The 21,537-nt window shown below is 42.9% G+C and carries 16 protein-coding genes and 1 pseudogene; 9 read left to right on the top strand and 8 right to left on the bottom strand.

The genetic code is table 11. The features are described 5' to 3' along the window. Positions 1 to 142 precede the first annotated feature (142 nt). From JMV76_RS08260 to JMV76_RS08245, 4 genes are all read left to right on the top strand, one after another. Positions 143 to 3,130, top strand: coding sequence for a ComEC/Rec2 family competence protein (locus JMV76_RS08260; RefSeq protein ID WP_201502316.1), 2,988 nt, complete (start codon positions 143 to 145; stop codon positions 3,128 to 3,130). Between the two features lie 206 nt (positions 3,131 to 3,336). Next, positions 3,337 to 4,392 (top strand): signal peptide peptidase SppA, encoded by a 1,056-nt coding sequence (gene sppA / locus JMV76_RS08255; RefSeq protein WP_201502315.1) that lies wholly within the window; start codon positions 3,337 to 3,339, stop codon positions 4,390 to 4,392. 135 nt (positions 4,393 to 4,527) lie between these two features. Continuing rightward, complete coding sequence (locus JMV76_RS08250) at positions 4,528 to 5,418, top strand: alpha/beta hydrolase (protein ID WP_201502314.1); 891 nt, start codon at positions 4,528 to 4,530, stop codon at positions 5,416 to 5,418. Between the two features lie 76 nt (positions 5,419 to 5,494). Continuing rightward, the gene (locus JMV76_RS08245) at positions 5,495 to 6,283 is read left to right on the top strand and encodes a CPBP family intramembrane glutamic endopeptidase (protein ID WP_201502313.1); all 789 of its coding nucleotides are present in this window, start codon (positions 5,495 to 5,497) and stop codon (positions 6,281 to 6,283) included. 66 nt (positions 6,284 to 6,349) lie between these two features. Here the strand turns inward: JMV76_RS08245 and dusA are convergent, their stop codons facing one another. From dusA to JMV76_RS08230, 3 genes are all read right to left on the bottom strand, one after another. Further along, positions 6,350 to 7,321 (bottom strand): tRNA dihydrouridine(20/20a) synthase DusA, encoded by a 972-nt coding sequence (gene dusA / locus JMV76_RS08240; RefSeq protein ID WP_201502312.1) that lies wholly within the window; start codon positions 7,319 to 7,321, stop codon positions 6,350 to 6,352. Positions 7,322 to 7,449: 128 nt separating this feature from the next. After that, positions 7,450 to 8,751 (bottom strand): MFS transporter, encoded by a 1,302-nt coding sequence (locus JMV76_RS08235; protein WP_201502311.1) that lies wholly within the window; start codon positions 8,749 to 8,751, stop codon positions 7,450 to 7,452. 289 nt (positions 8,752 to 9,040) lie between these two features. After that, complete coding sequence (locus JMV76_RS08230; protein ID WP_060491440.1) at positions 9,041 to 10,681, bottom strand: phospholipase D family protein; 1,641 nt, start codon at positions 10,679 to 10,681, stop codon at positions 9,041 to 9,043. Between the two features lie 479 nt (positions 10,682 to 11,160). Between JMV76_RS08230 and JMV76_RS08225 the strand changes: the two genes are divergently transcribed. The 4 genes from JMV76_RS08225 to JMV76_RS08210 all read left to right on the top strand — a co-directional run bounded on the left by JMV76_RS08225 (position 11,161) and on the right by JMV76_RS08210 (position 15,187). Beyond that, a complete protein-coding gene (locus tag JMV76_RS08225) occupies positions 11,161 to 12,435 on the top strand; it encodes an O-succinylhomoserine sulfhydrylase (protein ID WP_201502424.1) in 1,275 nt (424 codons plus the stop codon). A 251-nt stretch (positions 12,436 to 12,686) separates the two neighbouring features. Beyond that, complete coding sequence (locus tag JMV76_RS08220) at positions 12,687 to 13,016, top strand: YbaB/EbfC family nucleoid-associated protein (RefSeq protein WP_045445429.1); 330 nt, start codon at positions 12,687 to 12,689, stop codon at positions 13,014 to 13,016. 107 nt (positions 13,017 to 13,123) lie between these two features. Beyond that, positions 13,124 to 13,717 (top strand): recombination mediator RecR, encoded by a 594-nt coding sequence (recR, locus tag JMV76_RS08215; protein ID WP_045451374.1) that lies wholly within the window; start codon positions 13,124 to 13,126, stop codon positions 13,715 to 13,717. Positions 13,718 to 13,855: 138 nt separating this feature from the next. Continuing rightward, positions 13,856 to 15,187 (top strand): ribonuclease D, encoded by a 1,332-nt coding sequence (locus tag JMV76_RS08210; protein ID WP_201502310.1) that lies wholly within the window; start codon positions 13,856 to 13,858, stop codon positions 15,185 to 15,187. 39 nt (positions 15,188 to 15,226) lie between these two features. On the opposite strand, the gene JMV76_RS08205 is transcribed toward JMV76_RS08210, so the two are convergent. Both JMV76_RS08205 and JMV76_RS08200 read right to left on the bottom strand, forming a co-directional pair. Continuing rightward, positions 15,227 to 15,916 carry an esterase/lipase family protein gene (locus tag JMV76_RS08205; RefSeq protein WP_201502309.1) on the bottom strand — a complete coding sequence of 230 codons (690 nt, stop codon included), beginning with the start codon at positions 15,914 to 15,916 and terminating at the stop codon, positions 15,227 to 15,229. Positions 15,917 to 16,026: 110 nt separating this feature from the next. Continuing rightward, entirely contained in the window at positions 16,027 to 16,647 is a 621-nt protein-coding gene (locus JMV76_RS08200; RefSeq protein WP_060491436.1) for a hypothetical protein, read from the bottom strand. 145 nt (positions 16,648 to 16,792) lie between these two features. Between JMV76_RS08200 and JMV76_RS08195 the strand changes: the two genes are divergently transcribed. After that, entirely contained in the window at positions 16,793 to 17,443 is a 651-nt protein-coding gene (locus JMV76_RS08195; protein ID WP_201502308.1) for an IS1595 family transposase, read from the top strand. A 193-nt stretch (positions 17,444 to 17,636) separates the two neighbouring features. On the opposite strand, the gene JMV76_RS08190 is transcribed toward JMV76_RS08195, so the two are convergent. From JMV76_RS08190 to gcvP, 3 genes and pseudogenes are all read right to left on the bottom strand, one after another. Beyond that, positions 17,637 to 18,107: a transposase family protein gene (locus tag JMV76_RS08190; protein WP_227690170.1), complete on the bottom strand. Its 471-nt coding sequence runs from the start codon at positions 18,105 to 18,107 to the stop codon at positions 17,637 to 17,639. A gap of 79 nt (positions 18,108 to 18,186) precedes the next feature. Further along, positions 18,187 to 18,372 (bottom strand): annotated as a pseudogene (locus tag JMV76_RS14830) (helix-turn-helix domain-containing protein); the annotation flags it as partial. A gap of 244 nt (positions 18,373 to 18,616) precedes the next feature. Continuing rightward, positions 18,617 to 21,514, bottom strand: coding sequence for an aminomethyl-transferring glycine dehydrogenase (gene gcvP, locus JMV76_RS08180; RefSeq protein WP_201502306.1), 2,898 nt, complete (start codon positions 21,512 to 21,514; stop codon positions 18,617 to 18,619). Between the last annotated feature and the right edge of the window lie 23 nt (positions 21,515 to 21,537).

Below are 21,537 nucleotides of genomic sequence, written 5' to 3'. Positions count from 1 at the left end.
ATCAGTTGTTGTTGCTGGTTTAAGTATCAATCTGTGTTTTAGCATTCCGGTACATTTTCGTCATATTAAGTGGCTATTTATCATAATAAATGGCTTTATTTAGGCAAAAACTAATATTCACCTCATCAAGCAAGGAGCGCTGGTGTACTGGTTGATTGGTAGCTTGATTATTATCGCCATGATGGGCGTTTTGGCAGTCGCAGATAGTATGGCGATATCCACTAGTTCATCGTTAATGGATATATTGAATACTCCCACCTTATCTTTTTCGCTCATTATTTTTGCTATTATCCTGATTGTCATTGCCCAGTTTAATGTACCTTCTGCAAAACCCAGCCATTTATCGCAACATACTGCTGGTATCTCTTCACGTAATCCTTCATATAATACTTCACATAAATCTAAACTCTTCTTTCGTATTTTGACTCATGTTTTAGTTGCTGTATTGGCAATTGGATTAATCATTGGCAGTGCGCTGCAAGCCCTGATTAGCCATCAGCAAGCAGAATTAACAGAAATCACTGAGCCAATGCGTGTACAAGCATTAGTCACCATCGAAGGAATAAGTGACAGCGTTTATGACGTCGCCACGGACAGTGGCTATCGACAAGTTGCTGTCATTAGTGATATATCACCCTTGATGTCGGCGTTGGCGGTTAAAGATTTAGATGCCATGACCAGTAACTTTCTAATAGATGAAAATAATAGCCTAAGCAATAATAAATTGTATGAAAATAACTCAAATAACAATAACGGTAAGAATGTCACGTACCGTGTATTGCTCAACGCTTATCCAAAAAAACCATCAAAACAATCATCCAAGAAAAATTTGGACAGCAATCCGTTTGACCGCTTAAATTACTTACAACCTGGCGATCAGCTGTTTATGAGTTTAGCGCTTGCACCACTGGCGACCTCTGAGCAAGCGTTGAGCAATCCATCTGGTTTTGACAGTTATCGCTGGCTGCGAGGTCGTCATATTGATGGAGTCGCTAATATATTGACCGTTGGCACATCAAATGTCACCAATACTGAGGTATCAAAGCCAGCGTTTGCCTCTTCTTCATATCTGCAGCGTTTTCAGACTTATATCAACCAAGGACGTTGGCAATTACGCCAGCATTTTTATCAAGATTGGTCGACAAAGACCACAGCAGCGCAACAGGCAAAAGCGGTCACTTTAAGTTTGCTCACAGGTGATCGCAGTTTAATCAATCACGATACCAAGGACTTGTATCAACTGGCTGGTATTTCACATTTGCTGGCTATCTCTGGCACTCATGTATTGTTTTTAGCGATTATGCTGGCGGGTGCGGCTGTGTTGCTTTTTGATCGGTTATGGCCAAGGATTTATCGTTATGTACCGCGTTGGCAAGTGCGCTGGTGGGCGATGATCGCTGCTGCTTTTATTTATGCGTTATTTACTGGTTTTGATGTACCCGCTGCTCGTACCGCATGGATGTTATTCGCGATAGGTTTGGTACGTTTGACATTATTGCCGGTTAGTACGATGCGGGTGTTGTTTGCCTTGGCAGTGTTGATGGCATGGCTTGATCCCTACGTATTATGGCAGGCAGGGTACTGGCTATCTTTTATCGCAGTGGCATTACTCCTTAAATATGATGATGCATCATATACGCAATCAGCTGTCATATCAAAAACGGCATCTGCTCATAATGCCAGTGTAGTAAATACTGCATTCAAGCGTGTTTGGATAATAGGCAAACGTGTATTCAAATTACAATTTTGGCTATTTATTACTTTATTACCTATTACATTGTTATTATTTGGCAAGGCGTCGCTGTGGGGTCTTGTCATCAATCTGTTTGCTATCGGTTTATTTGGTTGGGTGATTGTGCCGCTTAATCTGTTGGCAGGGCTTTGCTATCTTTTATCACCTGCTATTGCTGATAGGATTTGGCTGCTCGTTAGCGCCATTGTCGCGAAATTGCATGAACTGATAACGTGGTTAACTTCATTACCAGCATTGTCAGAAGCGTGGCTTTATACTCCTGTGAATGTCGCCATATTGCTGATGGTACTATTAAGTATGTTGCCATGGCTACTACCACGAGGATTTATCAGTCGTTGGCTGGCACTGCCGCCGCTAACCTTATTAATGATGACGGTATATGCCAATCAGCAATCACTAACGACGATATCGACCTTGTATATCTTACCAACGGGTGATCCCTATATAAGCGCTGCTTTGTTGCAGTATCCTGTTGTCAATAATGAGCAGTCATCCACAACAAATACGCATAAGACAAACATCAGCTGGCTATTTTTATCTGACCACAGACCCAATGCCGCACGAACGATGCCAAGTAATCTAAAGGCGAATAAGCTGTCGATGACATTGGCGCAGCAGCTGGGTAGCTTGTCAGTTGATACACTAGAAGGTATAGTCGTGCAGAGTAGTAGTGCTGGATTGACGGATACGCTTACTACTGATAAGACGTATTTAGCTTCTAATGCTAGTGCTTCTGAGCTGTTGCCTTTGACGGTTTTTCAGCTTAATCAGCGTTTACCTATTAGTCAGTATTGGCAAGCAGGGCGCTCTGATCATTGGTCTGCATTTCAGCAAGCCTATAAAGTCACTAGCCAATCCAAGGACATTACGAATATTAGTGTGCAACGTTGTGAACAAGGCAAAACGTGGCAGTTGGGCAATGGTGGTTTGTCCATACAAGCATTGACAGGGTGGAGCAACATAGACAGTCCGAGTGTTTGGGATTGTACGGTGGCTATAGATGCCAGCTTGCCCATAAGGGTATTAAAATATAATGCGGCTGATCCACTCAAATCAATACCTGCCACTGCGCAGACACTCACATCAAGTAGCCAGCCACCGACTCATCAAGCCAATATGCCTCGGGCACGTCTGATATTAAATGCAGATACTCATCAGCGCATTTGGCAAATGTGGACATTGTTATGTCCAGTTGAACCACCTGAGCAACCACGCACTTTTCGTAATGTGACATGGCTAGGACATAGCACATCACAGATAACTGCTGAGGTGATAAGTCGTCAAACCATCAATGAAATGATCACTTATGATGGCAAAATGCCAGAAGCAACGTTGTCTCTCAATCCGGCAGTAGATACTACCAATACGACGCCATAAAAATATTGCTTATCTAATCAATGTTACAATATAGTGATATTTCCCAGTTATACTATTGAACCATGATTGAAATACCACCATACTTAGCAGCCTATGAATATAGATGACTGTGACCGTATTTGGAGTGAGAAGCAGCTCCTTATTACTGACTGTATTTCTATCTTCTCTTTTTATTGCTTTAGACTGTTTCTGACTTAGGAAGTTATATGCCCAACTGGCCACCAGACCCTAACAAACGTCCTGACAATTCGGCAAATCAGCCAGTACCGATGTCGCCGCCAAGCCAGCCGAGTGGACAAGAATGGCGATTGCTTGAAAACACTTTATTGGCTAGTGTGGTCGAGCAACGCCGCGCCCGTCGCTGGAGTATCTTTTTTAAACTATTGACCTTTGGTTATATTTTACTGATATTTCTGACGCTTGGTCGTAGTTGCAGCAGCAGCGCGCCAACGGGTCTAGATGGTGTCGACACGAGCAAGCCGCATCTAGCCGTGGTTGAGCTACAAGGTGTCATTAGTAGTGGCGATGTGGCCAACGCTTATGATGTCAATGAGGCATTGACCCGTGCTTTTGAAAATAGCAATTCAAAGGCGGTAGCATTGGATATCAATTCACCTGGTGGCTCACCAGTACAGTCTGATGAGATTTGGCAGACTATGATGGATTTGCGTAAAGAATATCCAGACAAAAAACTCTATGCAGTGATTGGTGATATGGGTGCTTCTGGCGCATATTATATTGCTTCTGCGGCGGATGAGATTTATGTGAACCCATCAAGTTTGGTTGGCTCTATCGGCGTGATTATGCCAAGCTATAACATCAAAGGTTTGTTGGATAAAGTCGGCGTAGAAGATCGTACGATTACTGCTGGTGAATACAAAGACATCTTAAGTTTGTCACGTCCGTTAACGGATTATGAAGAAAAACATGTCGAAAAAGTATTGGACAACACTCACAAGCATTTCATTAATGCAGTGAAAGAAGGTCGCGGTGATCGTCTCAAAAATCCTGAACAAAATAAGCTGTTCTCAGGATTATTCTGGACAGGCGAGCAGTCTATTGAACTTGGCTTAGCCGATAAGAAAGGCAGCATCGCTAGCTTAGAAAAGCAGTTAGAGCTGGATAATGTCATCAATTATAGCCCAACAGATCCGTTCCAATTATTCATGGACCGCTTTGCTGTTAAATTGGGTGCGGGCATTGGCTCTAGTGTCAGCCTTGATGTTTTACCGCAAGAAGAAGGCAATGCGCAGATGCGTTAAGCGTTTTATGTTTGAGATTTACTGTGTATGGTTGTTGAGGCTGAGCGTATGATTATGCTCAGCCTCAATTGTATATGAGATTCAATGATTATAAAAAACACCCTAAATAGCGACTTAAATCGAAGAGAGCTTATCATGAGTGATGAAATTAATTTGCCAACTTTTACTGCTTTACCTGTCTCTACAATAACCAACAAACCTGTCCTGCATTTTGCTCATGCTAATGGGATGCCAAGTGCGGTTTATCAACCATTTTTTGAGAAGTTAGCAGAATTTTTTACCATTGAATATATTGCCATGCTGGGTGCAACGCCTGATTATCCAGTCGATGACCATTGGCGCAGCCTTACACAGCAGATTATTGATAGTGTCAAAAATACCTGTGAGAAGCATGGTGTGTCGCAAGTAGTGGCAGTGGGTCATTCGCTGGGTGCGATGTGTACCTTGCAGGCATTGTATCGTGCGCCGCAGTACTTTGCCCAAGCGGTACTCATGGATCCACCTTGGATTTATGGCAAAGTGAGTTTGCTATGGCATTTGGCAAAGACGGCGGATAGATTGCCGATGATGAATAACCGCCTGATGGATAAATTGTCACCAGCTGGCGTGTCTAAGCATCGCCGTGATGTCTGGGAGAGCCGCGCAGATGCGTATGATAAGATGCGGCACAAAGGTTTTTTCAAAAACTTTGATGAACGTAGTTTTCAAGGCTATATCGAGCATGGGCTACACGAACGTGCGGATGGCAAAGTGACATTGGCGATTCCGAAAGCCAGTGAGGTCGCTGTCTTTCGCACCAATCCATCTTGGTATTGGCTGGCACCAAATCATGGACCAAAGCCGCCTGTTACTTTGATTATCGGTCAAGACAGTATCTTTTTAAAACGCCGATTTCCGCAACAAATAAAGTCGCGTTTGAATATTCCTTATGAGACCCATGCCGGTGGTCATATGTTTCCACTTGAGTATCCAGAGTCGGTCTCTCAGCAAGTATTATCATTGATTGAGCAGCAACTACCAACATAATCGCTGATGACTATTTATGCTCATTATTGCTTATGTTAATGCGAGCTGACAAAATATCCGTTTGAGTAATGACTTTATGCTAAAAAATGCTACTGGTTCGCACAATCTTAATACGCCGCCTAAGCGCACGCCGCTATTTTCACGATTGGGTGTGTTTCTACTGACTGTTGGCATGCTAATGGCATTTTTTATCAGTCAGCTGCTAGGCGTGTATATCGCTGGCAAGCTGGTATTACCGGCTGCTAAAAATTCAACCATGGCTGATATTTTCTTTTTCGGCAGCAACGATGGCACTGTGGTCAGCCTCTCTATTATGATAGGCTGCGTGCTACTGGTTGCTATTAGTCTCTTGGTTATTCGTATAAGAGGTGGTGATAGTCGTCAGTATTTAGCGTTAAAGCCGTTCTCATTTGCGGTGGGTATGGGATTGCTTGGGCTGCTGTTGATATTTATGATTGGCAGTCAGGCATTGACTTATTTTCTTGATAAATCGCCATTGCTCTTCGTCGATCCTTTATATCAGTCTGTCAGCTCAGTATGGCTGTTGATGTTTGCAATGGTCATTGTCGCGCCAATCTATGAAGAGCTGATATTTCGTGGTCTATTATGGTCAGCGATCGCAGAGCAATTTACCTCGTCAACTTATTCAAAGCATCGAGGGGCGATCGTAGCAAGTGTCGTGACCAGCTTGATATTTGCGGTGATCCATGTGCAGTATGGTATTTATGAAATCAGTACCATTGTGGTACTGGCATTGATATTTTGCTACGCGCGTATCAAGTCAGGCTCGCTGTTACTGCCGATATTATTGCATATCGTGAATAATGGGGCGGCGATGTGGCAATATATTGCGCAAATCGCCTAAATAAACAATGGCTATTTCGGCGTTATTATTACACTTTTATAGCTGTCATCATAATGATGAATTTTCTTAAGTATCAGGATTTAGTAGTAACACCTCATCCGCTGCCCGTTTAATATCATCGATTGTTAGCTGAGGTTTGCCACTTAACGCCTGTCGCCATTTGCGCGCACCCGTCAGTCCTTGAAACAGCCCTAAATAATGTCTTGTCATCGTTGGCAGTGCTTCACCTTTAGCAATCTGCGCCTCCATATACGGATAAAGCTGCACTAAAATATCTGAGCGCTTAGGTGCTGGTTCGTTCCATAAGCTATTGGTTTCTGCTAATAGGTAAGGGTTGTGATAAAACGCGCGACCAATCATCACGCCATCCACATGCTGCAAATGTGCTTCGATATCTTTAACAGTATCGATGCCGCCATTAATCTCGATATCAAGCTGTGGAAAGTCTTGTTTGAGACGATAGACATCCTCATAACGTAGTGGTGGTATCTCGCGATTTTGCTTGGGGCTAAGCCCCTGTAGCCATGCAGTACGTGCATGGACAATAAAGCGTGTGCAACCCGCTGCTGCCACTTTTTCTACAAAATCAACCATAAACTCATAACTGTCAAAATCATCGATACCAATACGATGCTTCACGGTCACTGGGATATCGACTGCCGCTTGCATGTGTTTGACCAAATCAGCGACCGTATTAGGCTCCGCCATCAAACACGCACCTATTTTATTATGCTGTACGCGATCAGAGGGACAACCAACATTGATATTGACCTCATCATAACCATGCTGCTGCGCAAATTCAGCACATTGCGTCATCTCGCTAATATCTGCGCCGCCCAGCTGTAGTACAAGCGGATGCTCAAGCGTATCAAAGCGCAGATGCCGTGCTCGATTGCCATGTATCAGCGCGCCCGTACTGATCATCTCGGTGTACAAATAAACATGCGGATTAAAAAGCCGAGCAAAATAACGATAATCCGTCGTTGTCCAGTCGATCATGGGTGCGACTGAGAGTCGTTTGTTGGTCATATCAACCATGGTTTTGAGCCTTAATATTTTATAATATTGGTGTCTTAAATAAATGAACAAGGTGCAATGTATGAGACATACGATTGCACCTTAATTTTTTAATTTCAATCGTTATGCAGATAATAGGCAGCTACTAGCTAAATAATGTGGTCGATTTTTTTAAATTCAGGCAAATTATAAAAATAAATACCCATTATTATGCCGATAAAACCGATAAATGCAATGTAGAGCGCTGGTGAGAAGCTCACATACAAAGTGGCATAACCCAGCCCGAAAGGCACAAGTACTCCAACAATACCGTAGGCGATATTATAACAAAAAGCCATTCCTGTTAGTCGTACATTGGTCGGAAATAACTGTACAAGGATGGCAGGTATCATCCCAACGATGCCAGCACAAAAGCCTAAAAGCGCATACATAATGAGGATGTAGTCACCGCTGGCTTGCAGATGGTAGAAAAAGGCAAACATCTGAGCGATCAAAAGAATAGAGCCAACCGTCAGAATCTTACCGAAGTTTTGGTGGTTGGATATTATCCCATAAAAAATACAACCAAAAACCATGAACACAATACCCAGACTGTGTGAGAATCCAAATAAATCGCTGTCTAAGGTAAAACGTAATTCAATCAAATCGGGTAGCAATAGCACAACAACGGTCGTGATGCTAGAAACAATAAGCGTGAGAACCATGCCGATAAATAGCGAATGTTTGCAATGCTTAAAGAGTAAATTGAAGGGTTTGGCAACATAATCGCTCGGCTTTGAGTTTTTCATTTCTAGAAAAAAGGGTGACTCATCTATCCATCGCCACGCCAATAATGGCAATAAACTCAGAATAGCCGCGATGAAAAATGGCAAGCGCCAGCCGTAATTAGCCAATTGCTCAGTCGTCATAGAATTGGTTAACCAAAGAAAAAAGGCATTAGAAAACAGCACGCCTACATAAAAACTGGCGGTGACATAGCTACAAGATACTGACGAGTATTGGCGCGGTACATGCTCTGCCACAAAAACCCAAGCGAGTGGCACATAAAGACCAAATGCCATGCCTTGTATCAGCCTCAAGACTATAAATAAGGTTGGTGCAATCAGCCCCCATTGCCCATAGGTCGGTAAGCATGCCATCGCCAACAAGCTGGCCGCCGTCACTAATATACTAATCAACAGTATGGGTTTTCGACCTTTAATATCACCATAACGACCAAAGATGATGCCGCCAAGTGGGCGTGCCAAATAGCCAATTGCAAATAGACCGAGCCCTTGCACCTTTGTAATAGCTGGGTCAATATTGGCAGGGAAAAAAGCCGCGGCGACGATATCTGCTAGATATAAGTAAATCAAAAAATCAAAAAACGCGACTGCGCTGCTAAAGCAGATAAACAGTACGGTGTTTCTGTCTTTAGAAGACATCATTGCATATTGAGAACGAGAAGGCATAATAGGTCGCGCATCCACATATAATAGTATTCGTTAAGCCGATTATTATCTGGATAACCGGCTATAATAAAAAACGACAAATCAATATGAGAAATAATGATTTGCCGAAAAAATAAAGACGTTTGAGCTAACAGTTATTGAGCAATAGGCATCGGAGTTAAAAGCACTTGAATGAATAGCACTCAAATTAAAAAGTATTCAAACTAAAAAAATTGGGTCAAAGAATCACTCGATAACGCTGTTATTATTTAAATATGACTAGGTTTTAGAGTGCTTTTGATGGTGGCAGCTATAGCAACCAATCAATAGGTAGCCATGACATGATAGTCAGCCAGACATGATCGCTGATATCGACGCGTGGCTCTGAATCGTAAACCACTTTTTTATCGTCTTCCATAGTATGCCACTGTAGCTTACCATTATCTGATAGTTTGACTTCATAAGCTTGGTTTAGCAGGTCATCGCTTAGCGCACCATGCAATTGTTTTGCCAGCTCATCATCATTGATGATCACACCCATTTCTGTATTGATATTGGCAGAGCGAGGGTCGACATTATAGGAGCCAATGAATACTTGATAGTCATCAACGGCAAACGTTTTTGCATGTAAACTGGTTGAGGATTGGCTACGAGCTTTCCAAAGCTTATTTTCGCGTTTTTCCTCAGAGGCGGTGGATTTTAGCTCGTAGATTTTGACACCAGCGCGCAGCAAATTAGGTCGCCATTGACTATAGCCAGAATGCACAGCAGTCACGTCGGTCGCATCAAATGAATTGGTCAAAATCTTAATCTCGATACCAGCTTCAGCCAATTGCACTAAAGTATTGACACCATCTTTGGTGGGTACAAAATAAGAAGAAATGATGGTTAGCTTTTTGGTTGGGCTGCCTAATAAGGTACGCAATTGATGCACCAAATTGGTATCTGCTGGTACCGTTTTAGTTAGCTTGCCCACATCATCACTCAAAAACTGCATATCTGTCCAGCGAAAAGGCACGCGTTTGTTGACCAAGTCACTGTCTATCGTTGACTCTTCTAGCGCTTCTTTATACACCGTCAAATGATTGTCGCTACCTTTTTCATCCTGACCGAGCTTGTCCAGTGCCGCTAGGAAATCAGGCGCTGTATTGTTATCAGGCTTCACTAGCGTTTCGATGTCAAATGACAAAGGCGACGACCAATAGCTTGAAAAACTGTTGTCAATATCTGCGACGACTTTACCGATGAGTAAAACATCCAAATCCGCAAATTGACTATTTTGGTCATTGCTTAAATATTCATTGCCAATATTACGTCCCCCAATGATGGTAATCTGCTTATCAAAAGTCATGCTTTTATTATGCATGCGGCGATTGATACGTGGCAGACCTGTGACGTAGTTTAATGTTTGAAACTTACGGTGCATCAGCGGATTGATGATTCGTACCGCGATATTCGGATGACTGGAAAAACGTAATAAATGCTGATCGAAAGTGGCATCATTATTAAAATCATCTAATAGTAAGCGTACAATGATGCCGCGTTCAGCCGCTTCCCACAGATCTTTCAATAGTAGCTGACCAGCTTGGTCATTATGCCAAATATAATACTGCGCATCGATATTACGTGTGGACATGTCCGTTAATATGCTGCGAGAAGCAAAAGCATTGGCACCAGTTACAATGGGGTGATAGCCAGATAAATCTGGGTGAATATCATTCTGCTCGCTAATCGATGCTACCAAATCAACGTCATTGGTTGCTACTGTGTCACTTTGTCCAGTTTCTTGATTGTCTTCTTGCTGATATAAGTCATGTACTCGTGCTGATAATGCTTGGCTCTCAGGTAAGTGTGGCTGTTTTGGCAAAACCTGACATCCACTAAGACCTAAGGTTAGTCCGAGTGTTAGACTCAACGATAAGTTGCTTGGTTCTATACTGAACATCGACATAAATGAATTACCTTAGTGAGCCTTACATAAAGAAGTATTTGTTAGAAAGTAAGCGTGAAGGCATGTCCTCATTTTTAGTCCATTAAAAAGACTATCAATTGAATGAAGGACATGCGCTAGTGCATCGTTTATTTTACCGATGATAGCACTGATTACGAAGCGTATAACAATATCGCCCAAGGCAAAAATTAAATCGCCGCTAAGCTTATCAGCTGTGGTCATCTATGCCTATTATAAATACGTTATTTTTGTTAGATTCAGCGACTTATTCAGTCATTATTTACTTATCGTCTCTCTTTCATCTGTTGTTGAGAAAGAGATAGATGTGTATTCAAAAATAATATTTAGCCATCGCTTGAAACCAGCTGTGTGGAATAAGTTGACATGATATGATAACGCTGATGCATTCGGTCGATAATCAGAAGAATAAGCAGTCATTTTATATCAATCAAAATACCAATCAAAGCAACGGAATATTTATGAGTCAGTCGCAAGCCCATGATGATAAAAATGTAGATAAATTAGATCCAAACTGGCGCAGTGACGCGCTCAATTTAGATCTCGATTATGGTATGCAAACCATTGCTGTACGGGCAGGGCAACATCGTACCGATGAGGGTGAGCACTCAGAGGCTATCTTTACTACCAGCTCGTACGTGTATACCTCAGCGGCAGATGCCGCGGCACATTTTAATGGAGACAAGACGGGCAACGTGTACTCACGCCATACCAATCCAAGTGTGCGTACCTTTGAGCGTCGTTTGGCAGCGCTTGAAAACGGTGAGCGCGCAGTGGCGACAGCCTCTGGCATGGGCGCGATTTTGACCATGTGCTTGGCATATCTGAAAGCGGGCGATCATTTGCTTGCTGCCAATCAATTATTTGGCTCATCGATTGGTCTATTTAATAATTATATGGCAAAGTTCGGTGTGGAAGTCAGCTACGTTGATTGCTTCGATAATGAGGCGTGGGCAAACGCCGTTCAACCAAACACCAAAGTCATTTATTGCGAAAGCCCTAGCAATCCATTGGGACAGATTTGTGATATTGGCTTTTTAAGCCAGCTGTGTAAAGCCAATGGTATCTTATTGGTCGTTGATAATTGCTTTGCCACTCCAGCTTTGCAGCGTCCGCTTGATTTGGGTGCCGATGTGGTGATTCATTCTGCCACTAAGTATCTAGACGGTCAGGGGCGAGTACTCGGCGGCGCATTGGTCGGCAGTGATAAGCTGATGCAAGAGGCGTTTACCGTGGTACGCTCAGGCGGTATCAGTATGAGTCCGTTTAATGCTTGGGTCTTTACCAAAGGGTTAGAGACGCTGAAACTACGTATGCAAGCGCATTGTCAAAATGCCAATCAAGTGGCAGAGTTTTTGGTTAATCATCCCAATGTTAGTGCCGTACATTTCTCAGGTTTGAGTGATCATCCCGCTCATGAGCTTGCGACGCGTCAACATCATATGACAGGTGGCTATGGTGCTATCATGGGTTTTGAGGTAAAGGCTTCTGACAGCACTGATTCAAAAGCTGCCGCTTGGCATGTGATTGACTCGACCCAAATGGTCTCTATCACTAATAATTTAGGTGATGCTAAAACGACGATTACTCATCCTGCAACCACCACTCATTTTCGCTTGAGTGCAAAAGAGCGCGCAGAAGCGGGCGTCAAAGATGGTCTTATTCGTTTGTCAGTAGGCTTAGAAGATGTAGAAGATATCATCAAAGATTTGGCGCGTGGTTTAGACAGTTTGTAAAGATAACGGTATAATCGCGGTTAGCACTTTATATTAGGGCGTGTCCTTATTTCAAAAATGGTGATAAAAATGAGATAAATTGCCGTCAAACGAGGAAAATAGCGCAGATAATATCGGGATATTAACCAGCTATTTAACGATGTTTGGCAAAATTTAGCCATTTTTAGCCCGGTTAGATATGATCAATTGAATTGAGGACACGCCCTAGTAAAATATCAATCATTTATGATTAAAAAACAAAAGAGGTAACTATGAATATTCAAGCATTAATGCAACAAGCACAAACGATGCAAAAGAAAGTCGAAGCAAACGTTGAAAACGCTAAAAAAGAGCTGGCGAATAAAGAAGTACAAGCTGAAGCGGGCAGTGGTCTGGTAAAAGTTACCATGACGGGTCGCCATGTGGTTAAGCGTTTAACCATCGATCCAAGCTTGCTAGAGGATGAGCCAGATATGATCGAAGATCTTATCGCTGCTGCTATCAATGACGCCGTTCGTCAAGCAGATGCGTTATACGAAGAAACCATGGCTGGCGCGACATCAGGTATGGGTCTACCACCTGGTATGCAAGGTATGTTCTAAGCATTAAATACTTCATACTGAAGGCAAAAATGGGGTTGTTATCGACACGATACGACCCCATTTTCATAGCTACGATTTATAAATTAAGTTAAATAAAGGAAGATGCTTTGCTGACAGCCAAATTTGATCAGCTGGTTAAACAGCTGCGTATTTTGCCGGGTGTGGGTCAAAAAAGTGCCCAACGTATGGCACTGCATTTGCTCACCAAAAAACGTCCACAAGGCATGGCACTTGCTCAAGCGCTTGATGAGGCGATGCGTGATATCGTCGAATGCCAACGCTGCCATAGCTTCAGTGATGATCAAATCTGTCCGCTGTGCCAAGATCCGCGCCGTGATGATGCCTTGCTATGTGTGGTTGAGACCGCAGCAGACGTGATGGCTATCGAACAAACCGCAGGCTACCGTGGCCGCTACTTTGTGTTAGGTGGTCATTTATCACCGATTGATGGCATTAGCGCTGATGATCTGAATATTGAACAACTGGTCTGGCGGGTCAAGCAAGAGCCTGTTGAAGAGTTGATATTGGCGACTGGTACGACTGTCGAAGGGCAGACCACCGCGCACTTTATCAGTGCAGCGGTTAGTCGTCATGTTAATAAGGTCACACGTTTGGCACAAGGTGTACCAATGGGCGGCGAGCTTGAATATCTTGATAGCATGACCCTTGGACAAGCGATGCAAAATCGTTCATTTTTATAGCATCTTTTTATAAGGACCAAGTCTTTTCCATTTTATTTTATGAAATTGTTATAATTGATTCACTAGTATTTTATTATTTACTTTTATCGAGACGCCCTTTAGCGTTTTATTTTTTCCTATTTATGCAGGTATCTGCCCGTGTCCAACCATGCTCCAACAGCTTCAACTGCTGCCATCCAATCAAACCTTGTAGACAACATTAACATTGCTGTTTCTGATGATTTATTAGCACCATCAATCAATTCTAAAATAGAATCAGCTATACCTTCAGAGCCAGATATTGAGGCACTGCTAGATAGTGCCGACGAAGCTGCTGTCACGTGGGTGCGTTCGCAAAATGGTATGGCTGAAGTGATCGATGCATTGGCAACTTGTGGTCGGGTGGCGTTAGATACTGAGTTTATCAAACGTGATACTTACTATCCGCGCTTGGCATTGGTGCAGCTGAATACCGGCAATCATATTTATCTATTAGATGCCCCGCAGTTGCAACTGACCGAACTGTGGCATGCACTGGCCAAAGTTGATGTAGCGATTTGGCATGCCTGTGGTGAGGATTTAGGAATTTTTTATCTACTCTCTGGTTGTCCGCCATTGACCAATATATTTGATACGCAAATTGCGTTGTCTTACTTAACGGGTCAATTGCAAATGGGCTATCAGCAAGCGCTTGACGACCAGCTAGACATGCACATTGATAAAGAACAAAGCCAGTCGGACTGGCTGCAACGTCCATTATCAGATGAGCAAGAGCAATATGCGATTGATGACGTACGCTTTTTGCCAGCACTCTATTTAAGTCTTGAATATGCGTTAAAAAAGCAAGGTTTGTACGATTATGTATGGGCAGATTGCCAGCTTTATGCCAGTGATTTGTATGATGCTCAGCATGTTGAAGACAGCGCAATGTACCTAACAATGGCAGATTATCGTTATACTTCACAGCAGATGGCGATACTGCAAGCAGTTGCGACGTGGCGCGAGGAGCTGGCACGTTCGACCAATCAGCCACGTACGTTTGTGATTAAAAAACAAGCAGTACGCGAGATCATCACTGAAAAACCAAGCAATATGCGAGAGCTTGCGCACAAAACCACGATGCATCGCAGTATGTTGCGCTTATACGGCGAAGAGCTGCTAAAAGTGATAAATCAAGCAAAAAACCTGCACCCTGCTGAATATCCTGATTGCCTATTACCGCCGTATCGCTCAAAAAATAAAGTACTGTCAAAAGCAGTGCAGCAAGCGATCGATGATCACGCAAGAGCTATTGGCGTACCTGATAATGTATTGATGCGTAAGAAGTGGCTAGGGCAATTGTATGAAGTAATTGCTTTTGATAAGGAATTAAGCGAGTTGCCAGAGGGCTTAAAAGGCTGGCGGAATGACTGGGTCATGAACACACTGATTCCAGTCATCAAAAAACATAAAATTGAGTTGCAGCAGGGTATGGGTATCAATGTTCGATAAGCCATCATCTTTTATCATTGATAAAAGGTGATGCTTTTCTCAAGACGTAAGTTTGTTATGTTCGAACTGTCCATGTTGTAGAAAGTATTTGGTTTGCGCGGCTACTGTTTTATCGACCAGCATCCCAGTATGCGAAACTGGTAAAACTATATGATCCGTGGCAGCCTCTATTTTGGTTTCTGCTACATATACTGTGCCATCGTGTAGTAGATGTTCTACTGATGGCATGTTATTTGTCTTACGCAGTTTGCGATTATGGTATTGCAAAAACAACTGTCCTAGGCCATAAGGACGATTACCCGCAATCACGCCTAAGGTGATATGCTCCGGTAAAGGCGCTACGCTGCCATCTAAGGCATCGATGTATGAGCGCCCTACCACAGCTGGGGTTAAGCGCCAAATGTAGTCAGCACATACACTGCCTACATGCGGTGTCCCAAGTGTCACGCAGCGTCCTACCTGCCACTGCGGATATGCAGTGACAAAATCACGAATAATCAGACCGCCCAAACTATGACCGACCAAATCTATCGGTTGGTCAGGGTGATGATGGTTTTCTAGCCAGTTATTTAGGCGGGCACTATTGGTTTGAATACCGTCACGCATACTACGATAGCCAAATTGATGAGTGTCAAATCCTGCTGCTTGCAAGCGTTTGGCCAGTGGTCGCATGATCCAAGCGGTTTGGTGCAGACCATGGATGAGAATGACGCAGTTTTTTTGTGGCATGGCATTTTCCAACAAAGTAAAAATAGTTTTGGTAACATATGAAAAAGAATGCTAAAAACATGAAGAACCAGTCTTTATAACTCATATAATCTATGTATATTAAATCTAGCTCAAGTTTGACTCATTTTACGGAGTTCTATTCCCAACCTTATATGGCAATATATAATAAGGATAATTGAGCAAACCACTGCCCAACCTAGAAAGCTTAGTAAGTACTTATCCCAATGTTTATAGATAACAAGTTGGTAGTTGTGATTCAGCTTTCTGTTTTCTGCAATTTCTTGATTTTCTAAGTAATCTATAAAAGCGCCACTATCATCATATCCAAAGCAGTTTTGTTTCCACCATTCATTAGAATGCTGAGTTTTCCAAATTACTTCTCCATAACTACCATATAATTGAGCTTTGCACAGCTTTTTTTGGAAGTTGTTACTAACTGCGCTAGGACTTCTGTTAAAAACTAATACTCCTAATATATTAGCAGTAGTAATAGGTTGGTCATCAAATAATACAGTCTTCTGATCAAGTAGGTTTACTTTAACAATTTGGCAGATTGCTATTTCATCAGGTCGTTTTTTTTCACAGCTGATGTTTAACTTATAGTCATTAAAATAGATACTGATAACTGTGGCTAGAGCAGCAAAAAACATGATGCCTGCTATGAGTATGACACCTTCAAGCTGAATGGGCTCGTGATTAGACACTGTCGTATTTTTATTTGCACGAGTCATTTTAGCTATTCCACATAAGATTAAATGAGAAGATCATTATAAAGCGTTTGCTTATAGATACAATTGTGATTTTAATTAACTATAGTTGATTAAATTTAAAAAGAAGGGGCTGTCCTAGATAAGTAAAATAATCTAGGATAGTCATATGAGAAAGAGCAGATTAAGTTGGTACAAACAAACCAGACTCATTGAACTATTTATTGCCGGTTCTACCGCAAGAACAGCAGCAAGCTTAGTGGGTGTTAATAAAACAACAGCTAGCTATTACTTTCACAGGCTAAGACTACTGATTTATGAAAATAGTCAGGAACCTGGTCTTCTAGAAGGCGAAATAGAAGTTGATGAGAGCTACTTTGGCGGTAGACGCAAAGGCAAACGTGGTCGCGGTGCTGGTAATAAAGTGCCTGTGTTTGGACTGCTTAAGCGCAATGGCAGCGTCTATGCTTGTCTCATCCCTAATGCCAGAGCCGATACCTTAATCCCTATTATAAGAGAAAAAGTAAAGCCTGATAGCATCGTTTATACTGACTCATTCAAAAGTTACAATGCCCTTGATGTCAGTGAGTTTACCCATTACCGTATCAATCATTCAAAAGAGTTTGCACAAGACAGAAACCATATCAACGGAATAGAGAACTTTTGGAGCCAAGCCAAGCGTCATATGCGCAAATATAATGGCATCCCAAAAGAGCATTTCCATCTGTTTTTGAAGGAATGTGAGTGGCGTTTTAACTACAGTGATCCAAAACGTCAATTACACCAGCTAAAACAATGGGTTAAACAGGAACTGAACTAGTTATCTAGGACAGCCCCAAAAAGAATTAAGTGCTGCTGAGATAAGTTTTACGTAGCATCTACAGTGACGAAGTCGCACAGCAAGCAAGGAAAATATATATTAGTAACAGGCTATTCTGATCATCTTTTGTTTTATTTAGAGTTAACCATGCTAAGAGCATAACAAGTCAGATAAAGTAGACCTCTTGCAAAAGTCAGATATTAAGCTCAAGATTTACCAGTCCTGCGAACAGCTTCATTCTTAAATCATAACGTTGACGTCGATTACGGTAGCGTTCAGCCACAATTTTGAATAGCTTAATCAGCCCTATTTTATGCTCAACCAGAATACGACATTTTGCCAAATATTGATTGGCCTGTTTGCAAAGCGCTAGCAACTCACCGCCTTTTGGTTTCTTAAAGGGGATAAAGGTCTGATCGTGTAGCTTGGCTATACCTTGATAACCGCTGTCTGCTAGATAGCTGGTGTTTTTAGGCAGCCAATCAGGACAAGTTTGTTTATAAAGACTAAAGTCATGTACTGAACCGTTGCAGGTTTGCACATCCAATATCAGTCCTGTTTGCCAATGTACGATGACTTGCGCTTTTAAGGTATGTTGTTTCTTTTTTCCACTGTAGTACTGTTTTTGGTTTTTTTGGCCGTTCAATGGGCGTTTCGGTGGCATCAATGATGACTGCTGACCAATTGATATCCTCAGGCTTACCGTGTGGCAGTTTTCGTGGCAAATCAAATCTGCCTGAGTGGATAAGGATGTCTTCTACTCTTCTGACAATGCGACTGGCAGAGGACTCATGAACGTTGAAGTCCACACCAATATGATAAAGGGTTCGGTATTCACGCCAATAGGTCAGTGCGAGTAAAATCTGCGCCTCTAAGCTAAGTTCACTTGGACGACCTGATTTGGTCTTGGAAGCTTCATGCTCTTGCATGGCTTCTAGCATTTTCTCAAAGATGGCTTTGTGGATGCCAGTATAACGTTTAAAACCTGCATCGCTCTGTTCAAGTAGTTTGGCTATATTTGGCATATCTTTTAAATATTTAGGGTTCAGTTATAGTCTTCGAGTCTTGAAACTACTTTTGCAAGAGGTCTAGTACATACAAGATAAAAACCTCCAAATCAGCTGCTGACTTGGAGGTTTATTTTTATATCAACTGTTCATACTTATTTGAAAACTACATGTAGTTTTCGATACTTGGGCAAGAACACATGAGGTTCTTATCACCATAAGCGTCATCGACACGTGCTACGCTTGGCCAGAACTTATGGGCGCGGATATAAGGCAGTGGGAATGCTGCTGTGTCACGGCTGTATGGGTGCGTCCATTCGCTGTTGGTGACCATCGCAGCGGTATGCGGTGCGTTGACCAGTGGGTTGTCTTCTAACGTCCAACCCTCTTCGCCAGCTTTGGCTTTCATTGCTTCGTATTTGATAGATTTTAGAGCACTGATGAAACGATCTAATTCTTCTTTAGATTCAGACTCAGTTGGTTCAATCATCAAGGTACCCGCAACTGGGAAGCTCATCGTTGGTGAGTGGAAACCGTAATCCATCAAGCGCTTAGCAATATCGCTTTCACTGATGCCCGTCTCTTCTTTCAACGGACGAATATCGATGATACATTCGTGCGCGACGCGACCGTTTTTGCCCGTATAAAGAACAGGGTAGTGGTCTTTTAATTGAGCAGCGACATAGTTAGCATTTAATAGTGCAAGCTCAGTTGCTTTTAGCAGACCATCACGACCCATCACGGCAATGTACATCCATGAAATTGGTAGGATGCTTGCTGAACCATAAGGGGCTGCCGATACGGCCGAGCAGTCTTTTTGTGCATTATGCACAGGGCTCAATGTATGATTGGCCATAAAGGGTGCTAAATGCGATTTCATGCCGATAGGGCCCATACCTGGACCGCCGCCGCCATGCGGGATGCAGAAGGTTTTATGCAAGTTCATGTGCAATACATCAGCGCCAACGTCAGCTGGTTGCATCATGCCAACCTGTGCATTCATATTGGCACCATCCATATAAACTTGACCGCCATGTTTATGAATGAGGTCACAGATCTTACGGATGCCTTCTTCAAACACGCCATGCGTCGATGGATAAGTAATCATCAATGCACCTAGATTGGCGCTGTTTTCTTCACACTTAGCAGTTAGATCATCGATGTCAACGTTACCATTGTCATCGGTTTTGACCACGATTACTTTCATACCCATCATCATAGCTGTCGCAGGGTTGGTACCGTGCGCTGACTGAGGGATTAAACAAACATCACGGTCAGTTTCACCCAATGATTCGTGATAACGGCGAATCGCTAGCAGACCAGCATACTCACCTGAAGCACCAGAGTTTGGCTGCATAGACACATCATCAAAACCAGTAATGGCTTTCAGCTGGTCTTGCAAGCTATCAATCATGGCAACGTAGCCTGTGACTTGGTCACGTGGTGCAAAAGGATGCACATTAGCAAATTCAGGCCAAGTAATCGGTAGCATCTCACTGGTGGCATTCAGTTTCATGGTACAGCTACCCAATGAAATCATGCTGCGGTTCATTGCCAAATCTTTGTCTTCAAGCGATTTTAAATAACGCAGCATTTCATGTTCGGTATGATGTGAGTTAAATACTGGATGCGTCAAGATAGCGTCAGTACGCAAGTGTGCACTATCAAGAGAAACACGAGCGTCTTCTGGTAGGTCATGTGCTTTACTGACAAACAGTTGAGTTAATACATTAAAGTCATGCTGATCGCTGGTTTCACTAAACGCGACGCTTAATTTGGTTTCACCAAGACGCCATAAGTTATAGCCTACATTGTCCGCATTTTCGAAAATTTGAGTAGCCAGTTTTTCTGATCCACAATCAACGACGACGCTGTCAAAGAATTGGTCATGTACGACATTTAAGTTGCTGTCGTTAGCATTTTTGATGACATCAGCAAAGGCAGTGGCAAATGCATGAATACGAGTCGCGATACGCTTTACGCCGCCTGGACCATGATAAACAGCATACATACCGGCTAGGTTGGCGAGCAATACTTGTGAGGTACAGATGTTTGAGTTGGCTTTTTCGCGGCGGATATGCTGCTCACGAGTTTGTAGTGCCATACGTAGGGCAGTATTGCCTTGTGAATCTTTAGAGACGCCGATGATACGACCAGGCGCTGAGCGCTTGGCTTTGTCAGAGAAGGCAAAGTAGGCGGCATGTGGACCACCAAAGCCCATTGGAATACCAAAACGCTGCGTGCTACCTAAAGCGACGTCTGCGCCCATATCTGCTGGTGATTTTAATAATACCAAGCTCATGATGTCACTGACGACACTCACATAAGTTTTGTTTTTCTTCACAGCAGTGATGACGTCGGTTAAGTCTTTAACATCGCCTTCAACACCGACGTATTGGAAGAGAGCACCAAAATAATCGCCTGATTTAGCCAGTTCAAAATCACCAACCACCACTTCCCAGCCAAAGTACTTGGCACGGGTATTAATAACATCTAAGGTTTGTGGATAGATACGGTCATCAACAAAAAACTGCGTCGATTTGCTTTTGCTGACACGCTTTGACATTGCCATGGCTTCTGCGGCTGCGGTTGCTTCATCAAGCAATGACGCGCCAGCAAGCTCAAGACCAGTCAAATCAATACATACTTGTTGGAAGTTAAGCAAGGCTTCTAGACGACCTTGAGCAATCTCTGCCTGATAAGGCGTATAAGCTGTGTACCAGCCTGGATTTTCAAGGACGTTACGCTGAATGACCGCAGGCATACGTACTGGCGAGTAGCCTTGTCCGATATAGCTCTTATTAACAGTGATGTCATCTGCCATGGTACGCAATTTGGCAAGCGCGGCATGCTCACTCATCGCCACTGGCAAATCTAGCTCTTTATGCAAGCGCACGGGTTCAGGCACGGTATCGTTGATGAAGCTCGCCATGTCTTGATAACCAACGGCACTGAGCAGGTCAGCTTGCTTGGTCTCATTAGAGCCTAGATGACGATAGACAAATTCAGCTTCGTTGAATAAACCTTTAAAGGTATCAAACGTTGGGTTTTGCGAGATAGTCATGACAATCCTTGGTTAAGGGAGTA

Origin of the sequence: Psychrobacter cibarius (assembly GCF_904845955.1) — a bacterium.
Taxonomy (GTDB): domain Bacteria; phylum Pseudomonadota; class Gammaproteobacteria; order Pseudomonadales; family Moraxellaceae; genus Psychrobacter; species Psychrobacter cibarius_B.
The sequence above is the reverse complement of the archived record's forward strand: the minus strand, read 5'-3'. Positions and strand labels throughout refer to the sequence as shown.

Excerpts from the sequence above, each read along its gene's own strand:
- sppA (WP_201502315.1), top strand. The coding sequence starts at position 3,337 with ATGCCCAACTGGCCACCAGACCCTAACAAACGTCCTGACAATTCGGCA.
- JMV76_RS08250 (WP_201502314.1), top strand. The coding sequence starts at position 4,528 with ATGAGTGATGAAATTAATTTGCCAACTTTTACTGCTTTACCTGTCTCT.
- JMV76_RS08245 (WP_201502313.1), top strand. The coding sequence starts at position 5,495 with ATGCTAAAAAATGCTACTGGTTCGCACAATCTTAATACGCCGCCTAAG.
- dusA (WP_201502312.1), bottom strand. The coding sequence starts at position 7,321 with ATGGTTGATATGACCAACAAACGACTCTCAGTCGCACCCATGATCGAC.
- JMV76_RS08235 (WP_201502311.1), bottom strand. The coding sequence starts at position 8,751 with ATGCCTTCTCGTTCTCAATATGCAATGATGTCTTCTAAAGACAGAAAC.
- JMV76_RS08230 (WP_060491440.1), bottom strand. The coding sequence starts at position 10,681 with ATGTCGATGTTCAGTATAGAACCAAGCAACTTATCGTTGAGTCTAACA.
- JMV76_RS08225 (WP_201502424.1), top strand. The coding sequence starts at position 11,161 with ATGAGTCAGTCGCAAGCCCATGATGATAAAAATGTAGATAAATTAGAT.
- JMV76_RS08220 (WP_045445429.1), top strand. The coding sequence starts at position 12,687 with ATGAATATTCAAGCATTAATGCAACAAGCACAAACGATGCAAAAGAAA.
- JMV76_RS08205 (WP_201502309.1), bottom strand. The coding sequence starts at position 15,916 with ATGCCACAAAAAAACTGCGTCATTCTCATCCATGGTCTGCACCAAACC.
- JMV76_RS08200 (WP_060491436.1), bottom strand. The coding sequence starts at position 16,647 with ATGACTCGTGCAAATAAAAATACGACAGTGTCTAATCACGAGCCCATT.
- JMV76_RS08195 (WP_201502308.1), top strand. The coding sequence starts at position 16,793 with ATGAGAAAGAGCAGATTAAGTTGGTACAAACAAACCAGACTCATTGAA.
- JMV76_RS08190 (WP_227690170.1), bottom strand. The coding sequence starts at position 18,107 with ATGCCACCGAAACGCCCATTGAACGGCCAAAAAAACCAAAAACAGTAC.
- gcvP (WP_201502306.1), bottom strand. The coding sequence starts at position 21,514 with ATGACTATCTCGCAAAACCCAACGTTTGATACCTTTAAAGGTTTATTC.